Genomic DNA, 24,518 nt, shown 5'->3' with positions numbered 1-24,518 from the left:
GCATTGCTGCACGGTGGCATCAGGGGAGGAGAAAAATTGACCGAGGACGACAGCATTCGCCGCAAACGTGGGCGACCGGTGGTCCTGTCGGCCGAGGACAGGCGCGATATCGTGCTCGGCGCCGTGGGCGAGGTCTTCGAGACGAGCGGCATGGATGGGCTGACGATGACGGCGGTCGCCGCCCGTGCCGGCATGTCCAAACGCACGCTCTACGATCTCTTCCGCAACCAGGACGAGCTGATCTCGGCCTATCTCGATCGCCTCCGGAACGTCTTCCTGCGCCCCCTGTCGCCCGGCGATACGGAGCTGCCACTAGAGGAGCGGCTGCGCAGGATGCTGGAGCCGCGCCCGGAATTCCCGCTCTCCGGCCTGCCGCTCGAGGTCCTGCGCGCCGGGATCGCGAATGCGGGATCCGAATCGCTCCTCGCCCGCATATGTTCGGAGCGCGGCCCCGAGGCTGTCCGCCGCATGATCCGTGCCGAACTCGACCGGGCCGTCGCACGCGGCGAGATCCCGCGGATGGATACCCACGCCGCCGCGTCGCTCCTGAAGGACATGGTCCAGGTGTCCGCAGTCGAGATGCTGCTCGACCGGTCCCGCCTGCCCGATCTTGCGCAGCTCCGCGCACGGTTCGACCTGGGCCTGCGGATCTTCCTGGCTGGCATCAAAGACGAGGGCAGCGCGGGCGTCTGACATTCGCGCCCTTGCGCATCGGCGAAAGCCGCTGCGATCCAAGAGGCACCACGGCTCGCCGTCCCCCGCGACCGTCCCTCGGTTCTTGCAACCGCACCGCACGACGGCGCAACTTGGACCGACCGCCGCTTACCATGGAAGTTCCGACATGACCGACCCTGCCGACCGTGCTGACCGTGCTGACCGTGCCGCCCTGCGCGACCTGGCCATGTCTCTCTACGATAGCGCCATCGATGCTGCCCGGCCGGATCTCGCGGTCAGCGCGGCGCTGGATGCAAGCCCGGTCGAGCTGCCTGCGGGCGGCGCCTGCCACGTGATCGCCGTCGGCAAGGCCGCGGGACCGATGATGCGCGCAGCGCTGGACAAGCTGCCGGCCGGAGCGCGGGGCGAGCGCCTGATCGTCACGAATTACGAGAACGACACCGAGATCGCTGGCGTTCAGGTCTTCCTTGCGGGCCATCCCGTTCCCAATGAGGCGGGGCTGACGGCGGCGCTCGAAGTCGAACGGATCGCGGCGGGCGCCGGACGGGACGACGTCCTTCTGTGCCTGATCAGCGGCGGCGGCTCCGCGCTTCTCCCCGCGCCGGTGGAAGGGATCGGACTGCCCGAGAAGGCGGAGGTGAACCGCCTCCTTCTGGGATCCGGCGCGGACATTCGGCAGACCAATCTCGTGCGTCAGTGCCTCTCCCGCCTCAAGGGCGGCGGGCTTGCGGCCCTGGCGGCGCCCGCCTCCACCCGGAGCCTGATCCTCTCGGACGTCATCGGAGACGATCTCCGCGTGGTGGCCAGCGGTCCGACCGTCGCCCCCATCGGAACAGCGGCCGAGGCCATCGAGACGCTGGAGGACCTCGGCATCTGGGCGTCCGTGCCCTCGTCCGTGAAGGACGTCCTCAGCTCCGGGACTCGCCCTGCACCGGCGTCGGCGGGCGAGGCCCAGCTCATCGGCAGCAACCGGATGAGCCTTTCTGCCATGCGGGAGGCAGCGGACGGGCCGGCCGAGATCGTGTCGGAGGAGCTGATCGGGCCGGTGGAGGACGCGGCGGCGTTCATCGTGGGCGCGCACCTGGCCTCTCCCGCCGCGCCCGTGCTGATCTTCGGCGGCGAGACGACGGTCAGACTACGCGGCCGCGGTCTCGGCGGGCGCAACCAGGAACTCGCCCTCCGCGTTGCACTCGAGGCGAAGCGGCGCGGCGTCGCCGGACCCTGGGCCTTCCTCAGCGGCGGCACGGACGGACGCGACGGCCCGACCGACGCCGCTGGCGCCTGCGTGGATGACGGGACGCTGGACAGGCTCCTCGCGGCGGGGCTGGACGCGGAGACGTTTCTCGACACGAGCGACAGCTACCACGCCCTCGAGGCCTCGGGCGACCTGATCCCGCAGCGGCCCACCGGAACGAACGTGGCGGACGTGCAGGTCTTCCTTGTCGGCGAGCGTCCCGCTTGAGTGGCCCCTTCCGTTAAAGTGAATGCCTTGTCTCTTCGGCTATAGCCGGCGGAACGTCCTCGCCGGAACGCGGTGCGGTTACAGTCCGAACGCCTGTCCAAGGAACCTCTCGTATTCTTCGCCTCCACGTCTCCACGCTTGCGGAACTTGAGGTGACGCGAGCGTCGGGGGCGATGTGCTCGATAAGGAACCGGATCGTCTCATCGATCGCTTACCTCCGACGTTCTCAGCCCGGTCATGCGATCAGTCTTCCGTCCAGGCGGCGAGCTTCACGCCGCCCGAGGCGGTGAAGTGAAAGCGCCGCCCGCCGGGGAACTCGAAGATACCTTGTGTGATCTCCGACCCTGCCTCGCTGACCTTCCCGAGCGCCCCTTCGAGATCGTCCGTCTTCAGGGTTACGAGCGGCGGACCGGCTTCCTCGTCGTGGACGCCGTACTCCGTGAACGTCCCCCCCGAACACGTCGCCGAAGAACGCCTGCGTCGCTGGCAGGTCCGACAAGCCAAACTCTGGGACACAGCCCATTATTAGCCTTATTTGTAAGGGGTAAGTGCCAATGTACCATAAGTTTGCACAGCTGGATGATTCGGGCCCAGCGTATCTGCAAAATATTACTTTTATATCAATGCGCCGACCTTCACTGCGCCGCGGTGCGAGGCCCCTGGACGCCCCTAGGGCGGCGTCGCTTCCGGCCCTCTGCGAACCTTGGCCAGGATAACCGTTGCCGCAGCGCGGCTTCCCCATACCGGACCTTCATGGCACCGTGCAGCATCGTCCAGAGCCCCGAGGTCCGCAGTGCGGGACGAAGTTGCCATTCGATAGGTCCTACCCAATTACTGCTTTTTAAAATGAGTGTAGGCGATAGTGACGACTTCAATTGGTGTTCATCGACCAGTACGTCTCGACCGCAGCTAAGCATGCCTCATCGAACCAGCACGCTTGACTATCTACACTGTGAGATTGCGCAACTGCGGCAGCTGCATCCCTCAAGCTGTCATCGTCTGACACGCTAATGAAGAAGGTTTGGTCCTTCAGTGTAACAGCCTCGCCAACATTTAGAACTTTCCCTCTTGGCCCGCCCGGGAAAACGGGTTGCCCTGCTTTGCCCAACTGATTTCTCAACTCTCGAATTTTCTGAGATATTTGATCACGCTCAAAATTGTGCTCAGTGGCGCAAGCTACGACGGCGTCGTAAGGTTGACCAGAAATGACAACACGAACCGTTCTCACATCGTCATGAGTAATGGCGTCTTGCGGTGCAGGATTGATTACAACGTTTGGTTCAAAATCTAAGTGTTTTGCCAGAAGAAACACAAACTGAGAATTAAGCGCGGGCAAATTGGAGCAAATGATATCAAAACTCTCGGCCCGGCAACCTGTTGCGGCTAAGGCGAAACCTAGTGCCGTTACAAAACGGGTAAAAAATCCCTCGAGCATCATACCGGTCCACGATTTCGTTCCGTTTGCCAGAGTACTTTAACGCTGAAAAAGATTAATTCATACCTGCATGAAAGGATAGCCGTCATTCGCTGCACGTTCATTTAGCGGTAGGTATGGGCCCCAAGCCGACCTGCGGCGGTGCCGCGAGCCCCACCGCCTCGTCGGCTAGCCAGGTCGTCGCTTCCGGCCCATTGCGAACCTTCATTGTGTCCGGTCAAGCTTCAGCGCGGCTTCACCAAACCGGACTTTCGCTGCACCCGCGAGATTGACCTGCGGCTCGAGGTCGGCTCCGCGCACAAATCTGCCGCTTAGCGCTTGCTTTGCAGGTATGCTTTCAAGCCTGTCGGATAGAGTTGAGGCTGGCCGGGACCGTCCAGCTCTCCTAGAGCAAACCATTCGGCGAAACACTCCACACCGCTATCCTCTCGAAATGCGATACGGGTCTGTCCTGCGAAAGCCTCAGGCGGAAACGTCACGTCGAAGATTGCCAGCACCTCATGCCCGAGGCTCCCCTCGTGTACGTAGATGTTTTCAATGAAGGTCGGGCTTCCAGCGATTTTCACCGTTATCTCAAGTTCTTCCTGAAACTCTCGGATGACAGCGGTCTGTGCTGTTTCGCCAAACTCCACCGTACCGCCAAGCGGACGCACACCCTTTAGCCGCCCTGAGTCCTCATATACTTCGGAAGCGAGCAGCCGATTGTCTCGCCAGTGCAGACCCAAAGCCTTAAAGCGAATTCCGGATGCAGGGCGCCATGTGTTCATCTTAGCGGGATACGCCCAGGACTAAACGACTGCAATGGGCTCGGAGCAGACCTGCGGCGACGCGGCCTGGCGGACGCCTAGGAGAATGGGGCTGCTCGGCAGCGAACGGCCCAGAACCGACCATGGGGCTGGGTGACCTTGCCGCGGCACATCTTCACTGAAGCAGCCGTTCGCGCTTCGCGCCGCATTCTTGGACAGCCAAGGTCGGCTATGCGGGACGCATGTGTGATTTCGCGACACTTGCGCCAATGTCAGCTTTCATACGGTTCGAGTTCTTGAGATTGATGAGTACCAGCGTGTATAGAAATCCTAGCAACCATAAAGCCGGTGGTAGCAAATGGTCGCAGCTCTGAAATTCTCCTAAAGGCTGGAAAGATGGCACGAAGTACGAAGATCTTTGGATATTGGACATCATCTGTTGATGAGGAGAGTGCCAAGGAAGCTATCAAAATGGCTGGCCTCCCCGTTCTGCTCATGGGCTTCAATGCCGCTCTGACAGCTCTGATTGCGCTCTCTCAAACGACACCAGACCTAACCCTCGCCGCATGGTGTGCCGCTATTTCACTGGCCCTATTCGTTGTTGCTTTTCGCATCCGGGCTGAGAAATCGGGGTGGACACCCTTGGCGGTGGGTTTGTTCGCCGCCTTTCTCGTCATTAGTGTAAGTTCCGCTAGCATCGCCTTGAAACGCGTTGGGGTGATAGAAATCAGCAGCATTCAGATCGTCACAGGTTGGATTGTGCCGTTAATCTGCACTATTTTGGTTGTGGCTGGCTTCAAGGGCTGGTTATGGTTGAGGGAAAATGATGTCCGGAGGCCGCTCTGACCTGCTTGTGGGGTCGATTGCTCTTCCATTTCGGAATGCCGGACATTCGCAGAGAGCGCAGCATTCGAAATTTTGGGTCCGTAGCCGACCTTCGCTGCGCCGCGGGATCGAGAGCTTGGTTGCCCATCGCGTGGGGGCGCTCCCAGCCCATTGCTGACGTTCGCCGGGTCATCATTCGCCGCAGTGCGGCGTCCCCGTAGCGGTCGTTCGAGCGTCGCGCAGCATTTCTATCGCCTGGATGACCGATATGCGGACCAAGTGAGCTTTCGTTGCGGCTGGGTCGAGGTCGGCTTGAGGTGGTGAGAGGCCCTATTCTGTCCGCACATCAGGACCGTGACCAAAACTGATCGCGAGGCGGTTCCAAGCATTCATCTGGGCGATAATGAGAGTAAGGTCGACAACCTCCTCGTCTGAGAAATGTTCAGCAAGAGCATTGTACAGATGCGCTGGAGCACCATTCGTTAAAGCCGTGGTAATTGCCTCGGCCCATTCAAGCGCGGCTTTCTCGGCGCTATTAAAAAACGTCACCTCGCGCCATACGGTAAGGCAGTCTAATCGCTGGGTTGTTTCCCCCGCCCGTCTTGCTTCTGTTGTGTGAAGATCAACGCAGTATGCGCATCCGTTGATCTGTGACACGCGCAGTTCGACTACCGCCCGCAACTTCTTATCAATCGACGGCATATCGTTCTTTGCCTTCGCCATACTGGCTATAGCTGGGCCGTTGATAGAAGTATAATCGAGGCGTTCAATCACTGAGTTCTCCTTTTGCTCATTGGGGAATGACACGCCCAGCAGTTGCTGGCCAGTTGACTACTTTTAGGCCAGTATTGGAGCGAGTGTAGGCGTTCGTTCGAATTGCAGCATTAAACACTCTGGGCTCGTAGCTGACGCTCACAGCAGTAAAGCATGACCGATGTTTCCGGGGCCAGCTTGTCCGTCTCCCGTGGTTCACACTGAACTTCTAAGCCTGCGACGGATGCGAGCCGCCGGAGATGTCGTTCGCTCTCACAAGGCCCTCATGGCCTCCTCGATCGGCGGCAGGAACCAGACGGCCAGGCCGGCCAGCGGCAAGAAGGAACATAGGCGGTAGACGGCCTCGACCCGGTAGCTTTCCGCCATGACGCCGAGCAATGCGGCCGCAATCCCGCCGAGGCCGAAGTTCAGGCCGTAGAACAGCCCCCCGATGAGGCCGATGCGGTTCGGCAGCAGGTCCATGTAGTAGATCAGGCTCGAGGCGAAGGCGCTCGCCATGATGAGATTGATCGCGACCGTCAGCACCCCGGTCCAGAACAGGTCGGCATAGGGCAGGATCAGCGTGAGTGGCAGCGGTCTGAGCACCGAGATCCAGATGATCCGCCGCCGCCCGATCGCGTCGCCGACGACGCCGCCGATCAGCACGCCCACGGCCGCGGCCATCAGGAAGACGAACAGCATCATCTGCGAGGCCGGGATCGACAGGCCGAACCTTTCGATGAGGTAGAAGGTGTAGAAGGAGCGGAAGCTCTCGCCGTAGGTGTTCTTGGTGAACATCAGGAAGGTGAGGACGATCAGCCCCACCGCCATGGTCGCTGTCCCGTGCTGGACCGATGGCGTCTCGGCCCGGCGGCGGGCGGAGCGGTCGGTAAACTCCGCCCGGATCCGGTGCTGCTGGCTGCCGATCCAGGTCAGGAGCGTCATCGCGAGGAGGGCGAGCGCCGCGAACCAGGCGAGGCTCGGCTGGCCCCAGGGCACGATGACCAGCGCAACGAGGACGGGCCCGAGCGCGCCGCGCGCCTGTCCACCGACCTGGAATATGCCCTGCGCCAGCCCCTGCCGGTCACCGGCGGCATAGCGCGCCATACGCGTCGCCTCGGGGTGGAAGATGGAGGAGCCGATGCCGATCAGCGCCACCGCGACGAGGATCGCGGCATAACTTCCGGCGAAGGCAAGGCAGACCAGCCCGGACAGGGTGAAGGTCATGCCGGCGACCGGAGAGTAGGGCGCGGGATAGCGATCCGTCACCAGTCCCATCACCGGCTGCAGCAGGGACCCCGCGATCTGGAAGGTCAGCGTGATGAGGCCGATCTGCACGAAATCGAGCCCGTATGTCTCCTTCAGGATCGGATAGGCCGCGGGGATGAGCGACTGCATCAGATCGTTAAGAAGATGCATCGCGCCGAGCGCGGTCAGCACGACGAGTTAGGTCCGTGCAGGTGTAGCGATGGTCAAGGCGTTCACTCGCAGAGGGCTGTGGCGGTTCTCAGCGCGAATGGTCCGCGCTACAAGGCAGATGTGGCGCGAACGGCGTCTGTGACATCCCGAGCGGAGCGAAGCATCGAGGGCTGAGGGGAGCTCGTCGCGGTCGGACGGCTGAGCGACCGACTGGTCTTTCCGGATTCGGTTCACCTCCAAGCTGCCGTTCGATGCATCTGCGCGGATGATGTTGCCCCCCGGCAGGACGGGGGATCGTTCTGCCTTTGTCCTCGGCAGATCCCCATTGACGCTGCCCAATGCGGCCTTCGATCGGACGTGACCCGTTGAAGGGATCCGGGAGGTCGGGCGCACCCGAATTTGCCACCCCGGGACATTTTTTTTGGCCGGACCATCGCGCACGGCCGGCATTTAATCCGAAGGTAAGGTTCCGCGCTTATTCCTCCGCCCGATTACACCAACCGGTCGGCCCAAATGCGCTTCTTTTCTCTGACACTCCTTATTCTTGGGCCGCTGCTTGCGGCGCCTGTCCTGGCGGCCGCCGGTCGCCCGGTCGAGGGGGCGCGAACGCTCCTGGTCGTCGGGCCGTCCCACGGGCTGACCGACATTCTCCGGCGCGCGGGCGGTCGCCCCATCGGCCCGACCCAAGCGCCGATGGCGCTGCTCGCCGTGGCCGAGACACACCCGGAGACGTTTGCTGAACGGCTGAAGACCGAGGGCGCTTGGCTGGTCGTCGACGGCGCGATCGCGGCGCGAATTTGTGGAGCGTAGGATGACGGACAGCATATCGTCGCTGGAGGAGGACCGGGCGAAGGGTCTGTGCCTGATCGGCTATCTCAACATGCTGATGACGCCGGTTCCGGCGATCGGGGCTTGGCTGGCGGGTCTGTCGCCTTGGCCGTTCCTCGCGATGTCCCTCCTCATCGCGGCCCTGACCATCGGCCTGCAACGCCAAGGCGGGGCCACGGGGCGCATCGCCGTGGCGCTTGGCGTTATGGGGCAGCTACCCCTTCTGACTGCCGCACTCGCCGGTCATGCCTGGCAGCTGGATACCCATCTCATCTACTTCGCCGTGCTGGCCGTGCTGGTCATCCTGCAGGACCCGCGGCCGCTCCTCGCCGCGTCGGGCATCGTGATCGTCCACCACGTTATGCTGACCCTACTTCTGCCGACCCTGATCTATCCGAGCAGCGGCCTGCTCGTCGACCTGAGCCGGCTGACGCTTCATGGAACCGTCTGGGTCGCCGAAACCGCCGGGCTCTACTACCTGCTGATGACGCAGCTTCGCCAACGGCAGCAGATTGAGGCGGAGACGGACCGGCTGTCTGAGGCGCTGTCGCGCTCCCACGACCTGCAGACGAACCTGGGCCGGAAGGACAAGGAGCAGATCGCCATCGTGGAACAGGTCATCGCGGCCCTGACCCGACTGGCGCGGGGCGATCTGACGGCGCGACTGGACACCCCGTTTCCAGAGCAGTTCGAGCCGCTGCGGACAGAGTTCAACAGCGCGGTCCGTTCCCTGTCCATCGCCATGGCCAATGTCCAGGACAACACGGCCTCGATCCGCACGGATACGGGCAGCATCGCCGCCGCCACCGAGAAGCTCGCGCAGCGGACCGAGGACCAGGCGCACGCCCTGAGTAGCGTAACGACGCGAATCGACCAGATTAGTCAGCTCATGGCCATCGCCTCGGACAATGCCCGGCAGGTGGCGACGACGACAGCCAGCACGCGGGACGATGCGGAAAGCGGCATGGCGGTCGTCGACGGCGCGCTGGATGCCATGCTGAACATCAAGAGCAGCACGGACCGCATCCTGTCGGTCATCGGCCTGATCGAGGACGTAGCGTTGCAGACCAATCTCTTGGCACTCAATGCCGGGGTGGAGGCCGCGCGGGCCGGCGAGGCCGGCCAGGGCTTCGCCGTGGTCGCGACGGAGGTGCGCGCGCTCGCCGGTCGCTCCTCCGATGCGGCGCAGGAGATCAGCGGCTTGATCAGCGACAGCGCCCGGCACGTGAAGGCCGGCGTGGACTTGATGGACAATGCCGGAGCGGTGCTGCGCGACGTGCTCGAGGCGGTGCGCAGGGCCTCCGACGCGATGGAGGGCATCGCCGCGAGCGTGGGCACGCAGTCCGGGGACATCGCCGATCTGAAATCGACCATGGGAGATCTCGACCGGCTGACGCAGGAGAATGCCGCCATGTTCGAGGAGACATCCGCCGCGACGACGGCCCTGACCGACGCCACCGACCTGCTGAGCCAGGTTGTCGCGGAGTTCAGGAACGGTCTTGGGCACGGGGAGACGGAGGGGGTCCGTCAAAACGCTGCCTAGAGACCGGACACCGCATCGAGGCGATCCCGGATGATGCGCTCACGATCGGGGAGCCATCTACCAAGGCTGCAAACAGAGAATGGGCGAACAGTCGGCTTGTTGAACCGACCAGTGACCTGAGCCCCGTATCGTCCCCCAGTTTGAGGTAGTGTCCGCTCCAACCTGACCTGCCACGGGATTTTTCCTCCACCGCCGATTAGAGTCCGCCCCAACTTGAGGACGGACAATGAAGCGAACGAGATTCACGGACGAGCAGATCATCGGCATCCTTGGCGAGCACGAGGCAGGCGCGAAGTGCGGCGATCTGTGCCGCAAGCACGGCATGTCGGAAGGCATCTTCTACAACTGGAAGGCCAAGTTCGGCGGTATGACGGTGTCGGAGGCCAAGCGGCTGAAGACACTCCAGGATGAGAACGCGAAGCTAAAGAAGCTGCTGGCCGAGCAGATGCTGGATCTGGCTGCGATGAAGGATCTTGTGGCAAAAAATGGTAGGGCCCGCCGTGAAACGCGGAGCGGTCGCATACCTTCGGACAGCCTGCGGTCTGTCGGAGCGGCGGGCCTGTCGGATCGTCGGAGCGGATCGCAAGATGGTCCGTTACCAGGCGCAGCGTGCGCCGGACACGGTGCTGCGCGGGCGGCTGCGGGAGCTGGCCAACGAACGCCGGCGGTTCGGCTACCGGCGGCTCTTCGTGCTGCTGCGCCGTGAGGGCGAGCCTTCCGGCATCAACCGGATCTATCGGCTCTACCGCGAGGAGGGGCTGACGGAGCGTAAGCGGAAGGCCCGGCGCAAGGCTGTCGGGACGCGAGCCCCGATCTTGGTCGAGGCGCGGCCCAATGCGCGCTGGTCGCTGGATTTCGTTCATGACCAGCTCGCCAACGGCCAGCGCTTCCGGGTGCTCAACGTGGTCGACGATGTCACCCGTGAATGTCTCGCGGCGATCCCCGACACCTCGATATCAGGGCGTCGTGTCGCCCGTGAACTGTCGGCCTTGATCGAGCGACGCGGCAAACCCGGCATGATTGTCAGCGACAACGGGACTGAACTGACCAATAACGCGGTCCTGCGATGGTGCTCCGAGCACCGGATCGAAAGGCACTACATCGCGCCGGGAAAGCCCATGCAGAACGGTTTCGTAGAGAGCTTCAACGGTCGGATGCGGGATGAACTGCTCAATGAGACCATGTTCCGGAACCTGGCTCACGCCCGTGCCGTTGTTGCGGCCTGGGCTGCCGACTACAACACCGAGCGCCCGCATTCGGCTTTGGACTACCAGACCCCGGCTGACTACGCGCGAGCCCTGACCACCGCAATCGCCCGCCCCGCTGCGCGAGATGAAAGCTCCGCGCGTCGGGCGATTGCTAACCCTGCGCCGAACGGCGTAAACAATAACCGGGCTCCGGTCGCGACCGGATGAAAGTCCCGTGGCAGGTCACGACCGCACGACCTTGGCGCTGGCTGGGCCGGTTTACCACGGACCGCTTCCTGCGCAGAGCCGCCGCTCGTCCAGCCGTCATCTGGCTTTAGGGATTGAGACGAGCCCTTGCTTGGACCATCCGTAGATCGTTGCGCGTGACACGCCCATCGTCTTTGCGATGTCTTCGGCACGGGTCCCTTGATCCAGTGCCGCCTGTGCCTTCCGGATATTCTCAGGCGTCGCGAAGCTTGGAGCGCTGACACCCGGGCGTTCGGACTTCGCGGAAATACGCAACCGGGCCGGGCCCTTGGCGTTTGTCGGATCAACAAGGTGAGGCTCAAGCCATACTGCCCACCTACGCAAGGCGTTCCCCACCCGAAGCTTCGAAGCTTCACTGTTGTAGTTACGACTGAAACGCATGCCGATCTCCTCGCCGATTTCGACACCTGTCCTGTGCGGGTCTTCGAGTAGAATTTCCCGCGTGGATTGCAAGGTAGGAGCTTTCATGGCTGCGTGCCGAAGTGTGTCTTCAGCAGATGCGTTGTCAGATACAAGCGAGTGAACTTTACCGTCACGGACCTCGATCAGCCCCAGTGCCACCAAGTCTGTGCGGCTTCGATTCTTGTTCTCAGCGTCCCAATCCGACGTGGGAACAGCCTCACGGGACATGGTGAATTCGAGCGATGCAAGAGCTGATGGCGGGGCGGTGCCAGCGATGAAGAGGCGTTCCGAGCGCGGACTTTGACCACCGTTCTCGCTAAGGATCCTCTGTAGCTCTTCTGAGGGCGCCCACCTGCTTCAACACAGCAAGGCGCCCCTGGCTGTCTGAATTAAGGAAATTGTCGATTACTGCTGAATCTACGCCAATTGAGCGAAGGGGAGTCCCTGCGGGGACCGCCATAGGGCGAGCACCACTTAGCCCATCGAGGGCAACGGGCTTGCGCAATACGTGGGGATAGACCGCAAGCGTCGCATCCCGACTCAAAGCGTTCTGCAGCCCCCGTGCTGCGAGGGTCCGGAGCAAAAGGCAGAACAGGTCCTTGTCGCGTGACTTCTTACCTTTCAAAAACCGGGCGGCTCGCTTTCCAATACCGCCGCTTGGTTCGACATCGTCGACCCGACCGAATTGGATCCATTCGGCGCGGGTCGTGAGTGTGGCGACTACCGCTGAAGCATCACAGGACGGGTTTGGCTGAACGAACCATCCTTTCTCTCTATCGACTAGCTGACCTTCCAGAATGCGCCCCGCATCCTCCACCACAATGGTCTGGGGTCCCATTTGCTTCCATCGACGCGTTCGCCTTCGAGTTTCGGTAGTAGAAGAGTCGCCACCATAGCTTGCCTCAATCTTGGCCGCGCCATGGACGTCTGGAATAGGCACACTCGTCGATGCGGCCGCTTCTAATTACGAACCGATACCAAACCCTCGCCGTGTTCGGTCGATTTCCTCTCTGGCATAAGTGTAGCTCGATCTTTCGAAAATAGAGTCAGGCTGGCAGTTTATGAATTGCAGGCCAATCGAAGCTTTCTTGATGGAGAATGACACCGACAGGGAAAAATCGTCACCTTCAAGTGGAATCATTTCCTCTCCGAAAGAGGCTGAAACCTCCAATTCGTATCCATCCACGAAATGGTTTGAAGTGGCGCGAAGCCAGACATTGGCAATATGCGGGTCCAAAGGTGGCGGTGCTTTGGCATCGTAATCGACTATAAAATCCGGTTCTTCCATGGGTAACGCGCTCACTGCTACAGTAGCTCAGTATCATCCTAACCAATGCAGCGGATCAAGGCTCCAACTCCGCCAAGCTCCGCGCGCACCTAATCGCAGGTTTGACTGGGCGCAAAGTAGCGCGCTCCTGCCTATGAATAGATACCTCGTTCGAGAAGCGCGACGGTTGCGTTCATACCGCCACAACGAAGTGCCAGCTTGATGCTCTTAGCAGTCATTCGAACGAAGCGCGGCGAATGTCCGCTCCCCGCCCTTCAGGGACCTTTGTGCATGACGCAGCGAACACTCTCCCCCCCTTTTCATGTCGGTAGTATCCCTATTGGGCCCCGACTTTGCGCATGTTTCATCCGCGTTTGCGGCGGATGACGACTTCGCTTCCAATCCCGAAACCGCTATCGAACCGCGTATCAAAACACGTTGGGCGTTTGAGCACACAGGAGGAGTACTTGCTGCGGAAACTCGCACTTTCAGTGGAGCCCGTTGACCGCGAAGCGCTCCCGTCGCTGTTTTCGCGCACGGCAACCCAGAACGGAACCGACACTCTCAACTTCGCCCTCGACCTCGGCACCACCTTTCGACGTATCCTGGAGCAGGACGAAGAGGCTGTCGGCCATGCAACTCGCCGAGCTGCTCTTCTGGACAGGTGAACGCATCGGAGACGTCCGGATGCGGTTTCGGGAGGAAGTCTTCGTCTCGCGGGCCCTACGAAATCCGATCATTCGGGGCTGTCCACACTGCATGCTTGAGCATGCAGCTGATCAACCTCATCCATTGCGGCACGTTGCCTTGCGGGGCGATTGGCTTTGCAGAGGTGTTGATATCTGTCACCAGCACCTCCATCCGCTGGTTCCCTTGTGATCCAGCTCGCGCCCCGTCGAACGGGATGATATTGGAGCGAGAGTGGCGAAAAATCCTGCCAGACCTGCGAGCAGGATCATTCGACTGCGTGCGCATTGATCCTATCGACTATGACCTTTGGCTTGATAGGCGTCTATCGCAGGGTATCGTTGCGGACGACACATGGCTGGCCTCACAGCCGGTTTTTCCGGCGATCACGCTCTGTGAGTTCATCGGTGCAGCCTTGCTGCGCAAACAGCGCGAGGCCCCGGACGATCGGTGCGCCAAGGCCACGGGCTTTGCGCCTTGGTCAGCGTCCTGATGTGTTCGGCTACCACGGGCTTGTGGTGGAAATCACCGAGGTTGCTGAGTACAAAGCGCAGTCCACCCCGCAGCGCAAGCCGTCGATCAACCAGGGAGAGATGACAGCAGCGGCCTTCGCCCGGTCGGCGGGCATTCGGGGGAAAGGTCAGTTCCTGGCTCTGATCGAAGGTGGTTACACGCCTGCGATGTTGGTTTTTGAATCCTACGACCAAGCGTCGGTAATGGCGCATGAGCCGCGACGACATCGCTACGTTTGAGGCCAACTATGCGACACCATCGATGCTGTCGGCCGAAACCGGTGCGCATTTGAACACGATTCGGGCCGTTCTGCAGAGCGAGAGGGTCCAGCCGTTCCGACCGAACGGCTTGGACGCCGGACCGGTCTATCTTCGAAACGCTGTTGAGCCGGTTGTGGCGCTCCTGAAACCTCAGGAAGGAAAGTGACCACTAGCCACGCGCTATTCTGAAATACCGTTCTATCCCAGTGCGCTAGAAGAAACCTTCGACACGGCACCCCAAGCCTCTTGACAGGGGGTGTGCTTGAAAATCGCCAAATCGTGCAAGCTTATGGTGCATTGGCATTTCTGAATGCTGCCTGGCGGTCCCACGAGGACTCGAACCCCGAACCTGCCGATTAGAAGTCGGCTGCTCTATCCAGTTGAGCTATGGGACCGCTCCTGCCGCTTTTCCCCCAAACGGGGCGGGCGCCGCAAGGGCGAAGCGTGATCGATCGCGCGGGAACGCCCCGCTCCCGGCCTTGTTGACCTAGCGACAAACCAAGGAGGACTTCCCATGCGTACCCTCGCGACAGCCGCCGGCATTGCCCTTCTGGCCACCGGTCCCACCCTCGCGCAGGACAGCGGCGACGAGATGACCGAACGCGCCATCGCCGCCGCCGAAGTGAGTAACCCGGACGGGGAGAATATCGGCTCCGTCTACGTTCAGGAGACCGAGTCGGGCACCGCCCACGTCACCATCGCCCTGACGTCCATTCCGGAAGGTGTCCACGGCGTGCACTTCCACGAAACCGGGGATTGCTCCGCGGAGGACTTCGGTTCGGCCGGCGGGCATATCGCGGGGGATGCCGAGCACGGAGTGCGCTCCGCGGGCGGTCCGCATCCGGGCGATATGCCCAATGTCACGGTCCAGTCGGATGGCATCGTGAACGTCGAGTACTTCAACGAGCGGCTCGATGTCATGGAGCACCTCATGGATGACGACGGTGCCGCCTTCATCGTCCACTCCGGCCCCGACGATTATGTGAGCCAGCCGAGCGGCGACGCCGGCGACCGCATCGCCTGCGGCGTGATCGAAACGGCGACCGTGGAAGACATGCCCCCCGAATGAACGAGGACAGATGTGCCGCTGACTGCCGGTCGCGGACGCTGCCTCGGCAATGGCCGGTCCGGACGCGCCGTATCCGGGCCGGCCATTTTCTTGCGGGCGCGGGGTGTTGCACCCGCCTGTCAGGCCGCGGGCGGTTGCACGTGGAACAGTCAGGGTCCGGCATTCCCTCGGTCATCTGCGGCCCCGGCGACTTGGCGAGGGCTCGCAAGGCCGACGAGTATGTCCTGCGCGCCGAACGCGGTCTTCCCCCCCGCCGGCCGCCTCCGATGCGGGGAAGGAGGCTGCGGGGTGCCCCAACGTTGTTCTCCGGCCGAAGCTGGACTACGGCTGGACCACATGGGGAATACGGACGCCTCCCGGCTGCCCCCCGCCCGCGATGAGGCGGGGGGAGACGACGACGCCCCCTGCCGGACGGACGAACTGATGGAAGGATCACGAAGATGAGCTCAGGACAGGACTTTTACATCGACGGAGCCTGGCAAGCTTTTCAGGGGTCCGAACGACTGACGGCGATCAACCCCGCCACCGAAGCGCCGGTGGCCGAGGTCGCCTCCGGACGCGCCGAGGACGTCGACGCCGCTGTCGCCGCGGCCCGCCGCGCGTTTCCGGAGTTCTCCCGCACCCCGGTCGAGGAACGCATCGCCCTGATCGAGCGCATCGCGGGTCTCATCGAGGAGCGGATGGACCAGTTCGTGGACGCGATCATCGCCGAGATGGGCGCCGCTCGTCCCTTTGCCGAAGCCTCGCAGGGGCCGAACGGCCTGGCGCACGTGAAGGTGCAGGCCGAGGTGCTGAAAAGCTACGAGTTCCTGAAGATGCAGGGCACCACGGCCATCGCCCGGCAGGCCATCGGGGTCTGCGCGCTGATTACCCCGTGGAACTGGCCGCTCTACCAGATCACCGCCAAGGTCGCCCCGGCGCTCGCCGCCGGCTGCACCATGGTGCTGAAGCCGAGCGAGCTGTCCCCGCTCAGCGCCGCGCTGTTCGCGCAGGTCGTGCACGATGCGGGCGTGCCGGAGGGTGTCTTCAACATGGTGACAGGCCGGGGGGAGGTCGTGGGCGCGGCGCTCTCCGAACATCCCGAGGTCGACATGGTCTCCATCACCGGCTCGACCCGCGCCGGCGTGCTCGTCGCCCAGGCGGCGGCCCCGACGGTGAAGCGCGTCGTGCAGGAGCTGGGCGGCAAGTCCCCGAACATTCTCCTCGATGATGCCGACTTCGAGACCGCGGTCTCGAAGGGCGTGGTCACGGGCTACCGCAATTGCGGCCAGTCATGCAGCGCGCCGACGCGGATGATCGTGCCGCGCGCCCGGCTGGGCGAGGTGGAGGAGATCGCGAAGCGCACCGCAACGGGCCTGAAGGTCGGCGATCCGACGGCTTCGGACACCGATCTCGGCCCCATCGCCAACAAGGCGCAATACGGCAAGGTTCTCGACCTGATCCAGGCGGGGATCGATGAGGGCGCCAAGCTCGTCTGCGGCGGCACCGAGCGGCCCGAGGGACTGAACAACGGGTACTTCGTGGCCCCGACGGTCTTCTCGAACGTCGACATGTCGATGCGGATCGCGCGCGAGGAGATCTTCGGGCCTGTACTCTCGATCCTTGCCTATGACAGCGAGGAAGAGGCGATCGCCATCGCCAACGACACCCGCTACGGCCTCGGCGCGCATGTCCAGTCAGGCGATCAGGAGCGCGCCCGCCGCGTCGCCGCCCAGATCCGCGCGGGCCAGGTGCACCTCAATTACCCCGCCTGGGACGGCCATGCCCCCTTCGGCGGCTACAAGCAGTCCGGCAACGGCCGCGAATACGGCGTGTTCGGCCTGGAGGAGTATCTCGAGGTGAAGTCCATCGTCGGCTACTGACGCGCCGCTGCGACGGGCCGGGCGAGGGCGCTGCCTCCGCCCCTCCCCCGGGATATCTTGCGGAACAACAAAGAAAGGCGGCGGGCCGGCGGGCGCGCCGCCTTTTTTCATGTGCCCCTTTTCCGATCCTGATTGGCCTTGACCCTCCAGTCGCTGGAACCCCTATGTCGGCCTCGCCATGATTTGGGAGACGAGCCATGACTACCTCTGGGACGATCCGCTTCGGCGTCGACGGGATGTCCTGCGGCTCCTGCGTCGGCCGCGTCGAGAAGCGCCTTCTCGCCCTGCCGGGCGTCACCGGTGCAGAGGTCAACCTCGCGACCGAAAGCGCGGCCCTGCACCACGATGGCAGCATCGACACGCACGAGGTGGAGGCCGCGCTCGCCGAGGCGGGGTATCCGATGCGGCTGACGGAGACGGTCCTGTCGGTCGAGGGGATGAGCTGCGCCTCCTGTGTCGGCCGCGTGGAGCGCATGCTCGTCGGCTTGCCGGGCGTTGCGTCCGCCGAGGTCGATCTTCCGGGGGGCCGGGCGGTCGTCCGCCATACGGAAGATAGCGGCGCGCCGGACATTGCCCGGAGCCTGACCGCCGCCGGCTACCCCGCCACCGTCCGGGCGGATGCCGAGGCGGCGCGCACGCACGGTGAAGAGCGGCTGGCGGAGGAGGGACGCGCGCTCAGACGGCAGTTCATCATCGCCGCGGCGCTTGCCCTCCCCGTCGTCCTGCTCGAGATGGGCGGACACCTCGTCCCCGCCTTTCACGACATCATCGAGGGGACGATCGGGATGCGCGCCTCATGGCTCGTGCAATTCGTCCTCACGACGGGGATCCTCGTCGGGCCGGGGCGGCACTTCTACGTCAAAGGATATCCCGCCCTCTTCCGGGCGGCGCCGGACATGAACTCCCTCGTCGCGCTCGGAACGACGGCGGCCTATCTCTTCTCCTGCATCTGCCTCTTCGTCCCCGAGGCGATCCCGGCGCAGAGCCGGGCGGTCTATTTCGAAGCGGCCGCGGTGATCGTCGTGCTGATCCTGCTGGGCCGCGTCCTCGAGGCGCGGGCCAGGGGCCGCACGGGCGACGCGATCGCGCGCCTTGCGGGGCTGCGTGCGCGTACGGCGATCGTGGAGCGAGACGGCCGCGAGAGCGTGCGGCCCGTGGACGAGATCGTGCCGGGCGACATCGTACGCGTGCGCCCCGGGGAGACCGTCGCCACCGATGGGGACGTCGTCTCCGGCCGATCCTTCGTCGATGAGAGCATGATCACGGGCGAGCCTCTTCCGGTAGAGAAGGACGTCGGCGCCGCGGTCACCGGCGGAACCGTGAACGGCACCGGCGCCCTCCGGGTGCGCGCCAGCCGGGTGGGGTCGGACACGGTGCTGTCGCAGATCATCCGCATGGTCGAGGCGGCGCAGGGCGCGCGTCTGCCGATCCAGGGCCTCGTGAACCGCATCACGCTCTACTTCGTCCCGGCGATCCTTTCCGTCGCCGTCCTGACCGTTGCGCTCTGGCTCATCTTCGGCCCCGAGCCGCGGCTCGCCCATGCGCTCGTCGCCGGTGTCGCGGTGCTGATCATCGCCTGCCCCTGCGCCATGGGTCTTGCCACGCCGACGTCGATCACCGTGGGCGCGGGACGCGCGGCGGAGCTGGGCGTTCTCTTCCGCAAGGGGGACGCATTGCAGAGCCTGCAGTCCGCGTCGGTGGTCGCCTTCGACAAGACCGGAACGCTGACCGAAGGGCGCCCGACGCTGACCGCCTTCGAGGTGGCGCCCGGGCATGATCGCGCCGATCTGCTCGCCCGCATCGCGGGGATCGAGGCGCTGTCAGAGCATCCCGTCGCGCGGGCCATCGCCGGCGGGGCGGAGCGGGAGGGGCTGTCGCCGGTTCGGCCTGACGACTTCGCCTCCCTGACCGGTCTCGGCGTCTCAGGCACCTCGGGCGGGCACCGGATCCTGATCGGCGCGGGCCGCCTGATGGCACAGGAGGGGATCGACGTGTCGGCCTTCTCCGCCGCCGCGGACGCCATGGCCGAGGAGGGCCGGACAGTGCTCTTCGCCGCTAAGGACGGAGAGGCCGCGGCCCTTGTCGCCGTTTCGGATCCAATCAGGGATAGCGCCAGGCGGGCGGTGGCGGAGCTGCAGGCCCAGGGCCTCAGGGTGGCGATGATCACCGGCGATGGCCGCGCGACGGCAGATGCGGTCGCCGGGCGCCTCGGGATCGACGAGGTCGTGGCCGAGGTCATGCCGGACGGCAAGGTCGCGGCGGTCGAGGATCTGAGGCGGTTCGGACCCGTCGCCTTCGTCGGCGACGGGATCAATGATGCGCCGGCTTTGGCGACGGCAGATGTCGGCATCGCCATCGGCACGGGAACGGACGTCGCCATCGAAAGCGCGGACGTTGTGTTGATGGGCTCGGGCCTCTCCGCCGTCCCGAGCGCATTCGCGATCTCCCGCGCGACGATACGGAACATCCGGCAGAACCTGTTCTGGGCCTTCGCCTACAACATTGCCCTCGTTCCGATTGCGGCCGGCGTTCTCTACCCCGTCAGCGGCACCCTGCTGTCCCCCGTTCTGGCGGCGGGCGCGATGGCGCTGTCCTCGGTGTTCGTCCTGTCCAACGCGCTGCGCCTGAAGGGCGCGGTCAGGGAAAGGCCGACGGCACGAAGCGGTCGCCCGTCGGCCGGAGCGCATCGCCCCGCAGCGACGTAAGGGGCAGAAACGGCTCGGCAGTCGCCGGCCCGCCCCACATCCGGGCGCGGGCCGGGCTGTGACGTCACGGGCGGAGCATCACCTTTCCGGCGCGGCCCGGCGTCAGCGCGGCATCGAGGGCAACGCCGAGATCGTCCAGGCCGAACGTGCCGCCGGTTTCCAGCTTGAGCTCGCCCTTCACTGCCAGTTCAACCAGCTCCCCGGTCAGAGCTCTGCGGCGCGCATCGTCCATTTCCTTGCTGACGCGCGCGCCCCAGAAGCCCTTCACCGTGATATGCTTCATGATGAGGGCGCCGGAGGAGAGCGGCATGGGAGCGCCGGTCGCCGTCCCGAAGACGACCAGTTCGCCGTCCTGCGAGAGAAGGTCGACGAGGTGCGCCGAGATGTCGCCTCCGACGCTGTCGATCGCCGAGAGGGCGGCACCGTCGCCGATCACGGCGCGGGCCTTGTCCGTCCAGTCCTCGTCCGACGTGGAGATGACGTTCGTGAGCCCCGCCTCCCGCAACTCATCGGCCGCTTCGGTGCGGCGCACGAGATTGAGAAGGTTGATCCCGCGCGCCTTGGCCAGAACCGCCATGATCCGACCGACGGCCCCGTTCGCGGCGGTCTGGATGATCCAGTCGCCCTTCCCGGCCTTCAGCGTCTCCAGAAGCGAGATGGCGGAGAACGGCATCGCGATGAGCTGCGCGCCGAGTTCGTCCGAGATCGCGTCCGGCAGAGGCAGGAGCCCTCCGGCCGGCGCTATGAAGAACTCCGCCCAGGATCCATGGACGCCGGCAACACTTACGCGCCGGCCGAGGAGCCCCTCGTCTACGCCATCGCCCACCGCATCGACCACACCGGCAGCTTCGGAGCCGCCGATCGCGCCGGGCAGCGGCGGCTTGTAGCCGTAATTGCCGCGGATCGTCCAAAGATCGTGGTTGTGGATCGGGGACAGGATCGTCCGGATGCGGACCTCGCCCTGCCCCGGCTCCGGTGTCTCGACGTCGCGCGTTTTCAGAACGTCGGCGGGCTCGCCGAATGTGTCGTGTACAGCAGCTTTCATGGTGGTCCTCGCAATGTGTCGCGCCCGGTCCGGGGCGAATGTCCAGTGCGTGCCGGGCCGCTTCGAAGGCCGGGCACCGTTCGGGGGGAGAACGCGACGCATCCCGCCCTCCTTTATCTGAGGGTCAGATAAGATGGGCTGCGGGGCTCTTCCATGGCGAGCGCCGCAACGGAAGATGCGGCGCAAGATGCGAGGGCGGCAGTGGCGAGCTCAGCTTGCCGCGGCGACCGCAAGGTCGGCGAGCCGTCGCACCGCGCCATGCGTGGCGGCAACCGCGATGAAGCGCGCGTTGTGGCAGAACTTCGCGCCCTCGACGCCGGAGGCCTCCTCGAGCGCCGCATCGGTCAGGCCGGCCCATGCTTCCGGCAGGTCCGCGCGGGATTCGAAGGTATCGCCGCTCTTGCGGATCGTGGTCAGCACCCAGTCGTCGCCCCGGGGATGGACGACAAAGAGCAGGTGGTCCGCGCCGGCAGTTTCGATGGCGGAGCGGAACGGCATTCCCATCGGCAGCTCCAGCACGCGGGACTCCCCCGCCGCCTCGATCGCCGCCCTGACGATGCCCTCGGCGCGCCGTTTCGCCGCGCGCCCCTCGATGGCCGCCTCGACGAAGGCCCGCGCCACGGGAAGCGCTGCGAGGAAAGCGCGGTCGTCGGCGCTTTCGCTGCGGTCGTCGAAGACCGGCTTCAGGGATTCCAGGAGGACGGGCAGCGTCAGCCCGGCCAGGGGACCCGCAGCCGAGGGCTCCATCGCGCCGTTGTCCATCAGGTCGATGGGAACGACGAAGCTGTCGTCGAAGCCCGCGTGGATGACCTCGATATCGCCTTCGGGGACGCCAAGGGCGCTCAGGTAGTCCCGCCCGTAGCTGGCCCAGATCAGGCCGAAGGAGCTGTAGGGCCGCCCGTCCTCACGCAAGGGGGCGGGGCGCTGGTGGTGATCGAAGATCCGGGCCTCTGCGTCGAACGCCCGGCCGACGTCGTAGACGATCCGCCCCTCCCCCGGCGCGATCCATGCAGGGTCCCGCGTTCGAACGAGCTCCGCCTCCGGAAACAGCCGCGTCAGGATGACCGAGGACAGAAGCTCGTCGGCGTGGAAGCTGCCCGAATGGGTCACGAGATGTGTAATGGTCATGGCGCCCCCAAAGCGTATGCGCGAGCCGTCCCGGGGCGAGCACGCAGGAAAACGAGACAGACGCCTCGCACGCAGACGATACGCGCTACGGGCAAGGTTCGCCACCGGCAGGTGCCGCGCGGCTTCGCGCGAGAGAGCGGTTTTTTTAAACCCCGCGGGGCGCGCCGAGGACCGCTCGCTCCCCCCTCCCCTCGCCCCGTCAGCTTCCGCGGCGCTTCGAGCGCTTGTTGCCACCGCGGGAGCCGGCGCGGCCGGCGGTGGACCGACCCGACGCCTTGCGGGCCTCTTCCATCGCCTCTTCCACGGCGGTCTGGCGCGCGAGGGGATCCTCGCCCACGACGAGATCCACCGTTTCCAGCCGCTTGACCTCGTCGCGGAGGCGGGCGGCCTCCTCGAACTCGAGATTTTCGGCCGCCTTGCGCATCTTCTCCCTCAGGCCATCGAGATGGGCCTGCAGGTTCGCCCCGACCAGCGGCTTGTCCACCTTGGCGGTCACCCGGTTCATGTCAGTGTCGCCCTGATAGAGGCCGGACAGCACGTCCTCGACGTTCTTGCGGATCGTGGCGGGCGTAATGCCATGTTCCTCGTTGTAGGCGACCTGCTTCTCGCGGCGGCGGTCGGTCTCCCGCATCGCCCGTTCCATGGAGCCCGTGATCCGGTCGGCATACATGATGACGCGCCCGTCCGCGTTCCGCGCCGCCCGCCCGATGGTCTGGATGAGGGACGTCTCCGAGCGGAGGAACCCTTCCTTGTCCGCGTCGAGGATGGCGACGAGACCGCATTCGGGGATGTCGAGACCCTCGCGGAGCAGGTTGATCCCGACGAGAACGTCAAAGGCGCCGAGACGCAGGTCCCGCAGGATCTCGATCCGCTCGATCGTGTCGATATCGCTGTGCATGTACCGCACGCGGATGCCCTGCTCGTGGAGATACTCCGTCAGATCCTCCGCCATGCGCTTGGTCAGGACCGTCGCCAGCGTCCTGTAGCCGGCCTGGGAGACCCGGCGGATCTCGTCGAGCAGATCGTCCACCTGCATCTCGACCGGGCGCACCTCGACGGGCGGGTCCAGAAGGCCGGTCGGGCGAATGACCTGCTCGGCGAAGACCCCGCCCGACTGCTCGAGCTCCCAGGCTGCCGGGGTCGCCGAGACGAAGACCGATTGCGGGCGCATCGCATCCCATTCCTCGAACTTGAGCGGGCGGTTGTCCATGCAGGAGGGCAGCCGGAAACCATGCTCGGCGAGGGTGAACTTGCGCCGGTAGTCGCCTTTGTACATCGCGCCGATCTGGGGCACCGAGACATGGCTCTCGTCGCAGAAGACGATGGCGTTGTCCGGAATGAACTCGAACAGCGTCGGAGGCGGCTCGCCGGGGGCGCGGCCCGTCAGGTACCTGGAGTAGTTCTCGATGCCGTTGCACGAGCCCGTCGCCTCCAGCATCTCCAGATCGAAGTTCGTGCGCTGCTCCAGCCGCTGCGCCTCGAGCAGCTTGCCCTCGGCCACGAGCTGGTCGAGCCGCATCCGCAGCTCCTTCTTGATCGAGATCGCCGCCTGCCTGAGCGTCGGGCGGGGGGTGACGTAGTGGCTGTTGGCGTAGATGCGGACCCGCTCGAAAGTGTCGGTCTTGGCGCCGGTCAGGGGGTCGAACTCGGTGATCGCCTCCAGCTCCTCCCCGAAGAAGGAGAGCCGCCACGCGCTGTCCTCGAGGTGCGCCGGCCAGATCTCGACCACGTCCCCGCGAACCCTGAAGGAGCCGCGCTGGAAGGCCTGGTCGTTGCGCCGGTACTGCTGCGCGATCAGGTCCGCCATGATCTTGCGCTGATCGTATTCGCGGCCCGTGTAGAGATCGAGCGTCATCGCCCCGTAGGTCTCCACCGACCCGATACCGTAGATGCAGGACACCGAGGAGACGATGATCACGTCATCACGCTCCAGAAGCGCACGGGTCGCCGAGTGGCGCATCCGGTCGATCTGCTCGTTGATCTGCGATTCCTTCTCGATATACGTGTCCGAGCGCGGGACGTAGGCCTCCGGCTGGTAGTAATCGTAGTACGACACGAAGTACTCGACCGCGTTGTCCGGGAAGAACTGCTTGAATTCGCCGTAGAGCTGCGCCGCCAGTGTCTTGTTGTGCGCCATGATGATGGCGGGACGCTGGGTCTCCTCGATCACCTTGGCCATCGTGAAGGTCTTGCCGGTCCCGGTCGCACCGAGGAGGACCTGATCCCGCTCGCCGCCCGTCACGCCGCCCGCCAGTTCCTTGATCGCCGCGGGCTGATCCCCCGCCGCGGCGAACTCGGTGTGCATCGTGAAGCGCTTGCCGCCCTCGAGTTTCTCGCGCGCCCGGACATCGGCCGGGGCGGCATGGGTCAGAACGGGCATCTGTTCGGGGGAATTGTTATGCATCTGTCACTCCGGGCCGGTGCCTGACATGTGCACCCG

Annotated in this window: 24 protein-coding genes and 1 tRNA gene; 14 read left to right on the top strand and 11 right to left on the bottom strand. The window is 64.4% G+C overall.

Going from position 1 to position 24,518, the window contains the following annotated elements:
* The first annotated feature begins 36 nt into the window (after positions 1–36).
* Both DQG15_RS17460 and DQG15_RS17455 read left to right on the top strand, forming a co-directional pair.
* Positions 37–693, top strand: a complete 657-nt coding sequence (locus tag DQG15_RS17460) for a TetR/AcrR family transcriptional regulator (protein WP_198665186.1) — start codon at positions 37–39, stop codon at positions 691–693.
* 148 nt (positions 694–841) lie between these two features.
* Positions 842–2,137, top strand: coding sequence for a glycerate kinase (locus DQG15_RS17455; RefSeq protein ID WP_116087559.1), 1,296 nt, complete (start codon positions 842–844; stop codon positions 2,135–2,137).
* Positions 2,138–2,380: 243 nt separating this feature from the next.
* On the opposite strand, the gene DQG15_RS17450 is transcribed toward DQG15_RS17455, so the two are convergent.
* The 3 genes from DQG15_RS17450 to DQG15_RS17445 all read right to left on the bottom strand — a co-directional run bounded on the left by DQG15_RS17450 (position 2,381) and on the right by DQG15_RS17445 (position 4,339).
* On the bottom strand, positions 2,381–2,653 hold the full coding sequence (locus DQG15_RS17450; protein ID WP_232830915.1) for a VOC family protein: 273 nt from the start codon (positions 2,651–2,653) through the stop codon (positions 2,381–2,383).
* A gap of 355 nt (positions 2,654–3,008) precedes the next feature.
* On the bottom strand, positions 3,009–3,572 hold the full coding sequence (locus DQG15_RS18305) for a hypothetical protein (RefSeq protein ID WP_157969043.1): 564 nt from the start codon (positions 3,570–3,572) through the stop codon (positions 3,009–3,011).
* Between the two features lie 311 nt (positions 3,573–3,883).
* On the bottom strand, positions 3,884–4,339 hold the full coding sequence (locus tag DQG15_RS17445) for an NUDIX hydrolase (RefSeq protein WP_116087557.1): 456 nt from the start codon (positions 4,337–4,339) through the stop codon (positions 3,884–3,886).
* 375 nt (positions 4,340–4,714) lie between these two features.
* Here DQG15_RS17445 and DQG15_RS17440 point away from each other — a divergent pair, with 375 nt between their 5' ends.
* Positions 4,715–5,164, top strand: a complete 450-nt coding sequence (locus DQG15_RS17440) for a hypothetical protein (protein ID WP_157969042.1) — start codon at positions 4,715–4,717, stop codon at positions 5,162–5,164.
* A 309-nt stretch (positions 5,165–5,473) separates the two neighbouring features.
* On the opposite strand, the gene DQG15_RS17435 is transcribed toward DQG15_RS17440, so the two are convergent.
* Both DQG15_RS17435 and DQG15_RS17430 read right to left on the bottom strand, forming a co-directional pair.
* Positions 5,474–5,917 (bottom strand): carboxymuconolactone decarboxylase family protein, encoded by a 444-nt coding sequence (locus DQG15_RS17435; protein WP_116087553.1) that lies wholly within the window; start codon positions 5,915–5,917, stop codon positions 5,474–5,476.
* 252 nt (positions 5,918–6,169) lie between these two features.
* The gene (locus DQG15_RS17430; protein WP_116087720.1) at positions 6,170–7,315 is read right to left on the bottom strand and encodes an MFS transporter; all 1,146 of its coding nucleotides are present in this window, start codon (positions 7,313–7,315) and stop codon (positions 6,170–6,172) included.
* A gap of 513 nt (positions 7,316–7,828) precedes the next feature.
* Here DQG15_RS17430 and DQG15_RS17425 point away from each other — a divergent pair.
* The 3 genes from DQG15_RS17425 (at position 7,829) to DQG15_RS17415 (ending at position 11,101) form a co-directional block, all read left to right on the top strand.
* Positions 7,829–8,125: a hypothetical protein gene (locus DQG15_RS17425; protein ID WP_116087551.1), complete on the top strand. Its 297-nt coding sequence runs from the start codon at positions 7,829–7,831 to the stop codon at positions 8,123–8,125.
* 1 nt (position 8,126) lies between these two features.
* Positions 8,127–9,686 (top strand): methyl-accepting chemotaxis protein, encoded by a 1,560-nt coding sequence (locus DQG15_RS17420; RefSeq protein ID WP_116087549.1) that lies wholly within the window; start codon positions 8,127–8,129, stop codon positions 9,684–9,686.
* 226 nt (positions 9,687–9,912) lie between these two features.
* Positions 9,913–11,101, top strand: a protein-coding gene (locus tag DQG15_RS17415; RefSeq protein WP_116087547.1) for an IS3 family transposase whose coding sequence is annotated in 2 segments (ribosomal slippage) — positions 9,913–10,166 and positions 10,165–11,101 — 1,191 coding nt in all. Because the reading frame shifts where the segments join, the coding sequence is not laid out codon by codon here.
* A gap of 96 nt (positions 11,102–11,197) precedes the next feature.
* Here DQG15_RS17415 and DQG15_RS18300 read toward each other — a convergent pair.
* Together DQG15_RS18300 and DQG15_RS18295 are read right to left on the bottom strand one after the other, a co-directional pair.
* A complete protein-coding gene (locus DQG15_RS18300) occupies positions 11,198–11,704 on the bottom strand; it encodes a hypothetical protein (RefSeq protein ID WP_232830914.1) in 507 nt (168 codons plus the stop codon).
* Positions 11,705–12,506: 802 nt separating this feature from the next.
* Positions 12,507–12,830: a hypothetical protein gene (locus tag DQG15_RS18295; RefSeq protein WP_157969040.1), complete on the bottom strand. Its 324-nt coding sequence runs from the start codon at positions 12,828–12,830 to the stop codon at positions 12,507–12,509.
* 446 nt (positions 12,831–13,276) lie between these two features.
* On the opposite strand from DQG15_RS18295, the gene DQG15_RS18455 reads away from it, so the two are divergent.
* The 5 genes from DQG15_RS18455 to DQG15_RS18285 are packed head-to-tail and all read left to right on the top strand — an operon-like array spanning position 13,277 to position 14,435.
* Positions 13,277–13,477, top strand: a complete 201-nt coding sequence (locus tag DQG15_RS18455; RefSeq protein WP_198665196.1) for a hypothetical protein — start codon at positions 13,277–13,279, stop codon at positions 13,475–13,477.
* The gene (locus tag DQG15_RS18865; protein ID WP_116087545.1) at positions 13,443–13,688 is read left to right on the top strand and encodes a TniQ family protein; all 246 of its coding nucleotides are present in this window, start codon (positions 13,443–13,445) and stop codon (positions 13,686–13,688) included. The genes DQG15_RS18455 and DQG15_RS18865 overlap by 35 nt, the downstream gene beginning before the upstream one ends.
* Entirely contained in the window at positions 13,579–13,989 is a 411-nt protein-coding gene (locus tag DQG15_RS18450; RefSeq protein ID WP_198665195.1) for a hypothetical protein, read from the top strand. Before DQG15_RS18865 ends, DQG15_RS18450 begins: the two co-directional genes overlap by 110 nt.
* Positions 13,967–14,248: a hypothetical protein gene (locus tag DQG15_RS17400; RefSeq protein ID WP_157969038.1), complete on the top strand. Its 282-nt coding sequence runs from the start codon at positions 13,967–13,969 to the stop codon at positions 14,246–14,248. Before DQG15_RS18450 ends, DQG15_RS17400 begins: the two co-directional genes overlap by 23 nt.
* Positions 14,220–14,435, top strand: coding sequence for a hypothetical protein (locus tag DQG15_RS18285; protein ID WP_157969037.1), 216 nt, complete (start codon positions 14,220–14,222; stop codon positions 14,433–14,435). The genes DQG15_RS17400 and DQG15_RS18285 overlap by 29 nt, the downstream gene beginning before the upstream one ends.
* 152 nt (positions 14,436–14,587) lie before the next feature.
* On the opposite strand, the gene DQG15_RS17395 is transcribed toward DQG15_RS18285, so the two are convergent.
* Positions 14,588–14,664: transfer RNA gene (locus tag DQG15_RS17395), tRNA-Arg, on the bottom strand.
* A 119-nt stretch (positions 14,665–14,783) separates the two neighbouring features.
* Between DQG15_RS17395 and DQG15_RS17390 the strand changes: the two genes are divergently transcribed.
* The 3 genes from DQG15_RS17390 (at position 14,784) to DQG15_RS17380 (ending at position 19,905) form a co-directional block, all read left to right on the top strand.
* The gene (locus DQG15_RS17390) at positions 14,784–15,338 is read left to right on the top strand and encodes a superoxide dismutase family protein (protein ID WP_116087539.1); all 555 of its coding nucleotides are present in this window, start codon (positions 14,784–14,786) and stop codon (positions 15,336–15,338) included.
* A 440-nt stretch (positions 15,339–15,778) separates the two neighbouring features.
* Positions 15,779–17,200 carry an aldehyde dehydrogenase family protein gene (locus DQG15_RS17385; RefSeq protein WP_116087537.1) on the top strand — a complete coding sequence of 474 codons (1,422 nt, stop codon included), beginning with the start codon at positions 15,779–15,781 and terminating at the stop codon, positions 17,198–17,200.
* A gap of 197 nt (positions 17,201–17,397) precedes the next feature.
* Positions 17,398–19,905: a heavy metal translocating P-type ATPase gene (locus DQG15_RS17380; protein ID WP_116087535.1), complete on the top strand. Its 2,508-nt coding sequence runs from the start codon at positions 17,398–17,400 to the stop codon at positions 19,903–19,905.
* Between the two features lie 64 nt (positions 19,906–19,969).
* Here the strand turns inward: DQG15_RS17380 and DQG15_RS17375 are convergent, their stop codons facing one another.
* From DQG15_RS17375 to uvrB, 3 genes are all read right to left on the bottom strand, one after another.
* Entirely contained in the window at positions 19,970–20,950 is a 981-nt protein-coding gene (locus tag DQG15_RS17375; RefSeq protein WP_116087533.1) for a zinc-binding dehydrogenase, read from the bottom strand.
* Between the two features lie 210 nt (positions 20,951–21,160).
* Positions 21,161–22,078: an MYG1 family protein gene (locus tag DQG15_RS17370; RefSeq protein ID WP_116087531.1), complete on the bottom strand. Its 918-nt coding sequence runs from the start codon at positions 22,076–22,078 to the stop codon at positions 21,161–21,163.
* 199 nt (positions 22,079–22,277) lie between these two features.
* On the bottom strand, positions 22,278–24,482 hold the full coding sequence (gene uvrB, locus DQG15_RS17365) for an excinuclease ABC subunit UvrB (protein WP_116087529.1): 2,205 nt from the start codon (positions 24,480–24,482) through the stop codon (positions 22,278–22,280).
* Between the last annotated feature and the right edge of the window lie 36 nt (positions 24,483–24,518).

This window comes from Tropicimonas sp. IMCC34011, from assembly GCF_003390865.1.
Lineage (GTDB): Bacteria > Pseudomonadota > Alphaproteobacteria > Rhodobacterales > Rhodobacteraceae > Tropicimonas_B.
Note: the sequence above shows the minus strand (reverse complement) of the source record. Positions and strands in the feature narration are given on the sequence as shown.

Bases quoted from the DNA above. Each gene is read 5' to 3' on its own strand.
- DQG15_RS17440 (WP_157969042.1), top strand. From the start codon at position 4,715: ATGGCACGAAGTACGAAGATCTTTGGATATTGGACATCATCTGTTGAT.
- DQG15_RS17425 (WP_116087551.1), top strand. From the start codon at position 7,829: ATGCGCTTCTTTTCTCTGACACTCCTTATTCTTGGGCCGCTGCTTGCG.
- DQG15_RS17430 (WP_116087720.1), bottom strand. From the start codon at position 7,315: ATGCATCTTCTTAACGATCTGATGCAGTCGCTCATCCCCGCGGCCTAT.
- DQG15_RS17455 (WP_116087559.1), top strand. From the start codon at position 842: ATGACCGACCCTGCCGACCGTGCTGACCGTGCTGACCGTGCCGCCCTG.
- DQG15_RS18305 (WP_157969043.1), bottom strand. From the start codon at position 3,572: ATGCTCGAGGGATTTTTTACCCGTTTTGTAACGGCACTAGGTTTCGCC.
- DQG15_RS17420 (WP_116087549.1), top strand. From the start codon at position 8,127: ATGACGGACAGCATATCGTCGCTGGAGGAGGACCGGGCGAAGGGTCTG.
- DQG15_RS17445 (WP_116087557.1), bottom strand. From the start codon at position 4,339: ATGAACACATGGCGCCCTGCATCCGGAATTCGCTTTAAGGCTTTGGGT.
- DQG15_RS17390 (WP_116087539.1), top strand. From the start codon at position 14,784: ATGCGTACCCTCGCGACAGCCGCCGGCATTGCCCTTCTGGCCACCGGT.
- DQG15_RS17370 (WP_116087531.1), bottom strand. From the start codon at position 22,078: ATGACCATTACACATCTCGTGACCCATTCGGGCAGCTTCCACGCCGAC.
- DQG15_RS17380 (WP_116087535.1), top strand. From the start codon at position 17,398: ATGACTACCTCTGGGACGATCCGCTTCGGCGTCGACGGGATGTCCTGC.
- DQG15_RS17375 (WP_116087533.1), bottom strand. From the start codon at position 20,950: ATGAAAGCTGCTGTACACGACACATTCGGCGAGCCCGCCGACGTTCTG.
- uvrB (WP_116087529.1), bottom strand. From the start codon at position 24,482: ATGCATAACAATTCCCCCGAACAGATGCCCGTTCTGACCCATGCCGCC.
- DQG15_RS17385 (WP_116087537.1), top strand. From the start codon at position 15,779: ATGAGCTCAGGACAGGACTTTTACATCGACGGAGCCTGGCAAGCTTTT.
- DQG15_RS18295 (WP_157969040.1), bottom strand. From the start codon at position 12,830: ATGGAAGAACCGGATTTTATAGTCGATTACGATGCCAAAGCACCGCCA.
- DQG15_RS18865 (WP_116087545.1), top strand. From the start codon at position 13,443: ATGCAACTCGCCGAGCTGCTCTTCTGGACAGGTGAACGCATCGGAGAC.
- DQG15_RS18450 (WP_198665195.1), top strand. From the start codon at position 13,579: ATGCAGCTGATCAACCTCATCCATTGCGGCACGTTGCCTTGCGGGGCG.
- DQG15_RS18285 (WP_157969037.1), top strand. From the start codon at position 14,220: ATGAGCCGCGACGACATCGCTACGTTTGAGGCCAACTATGCGACACCA.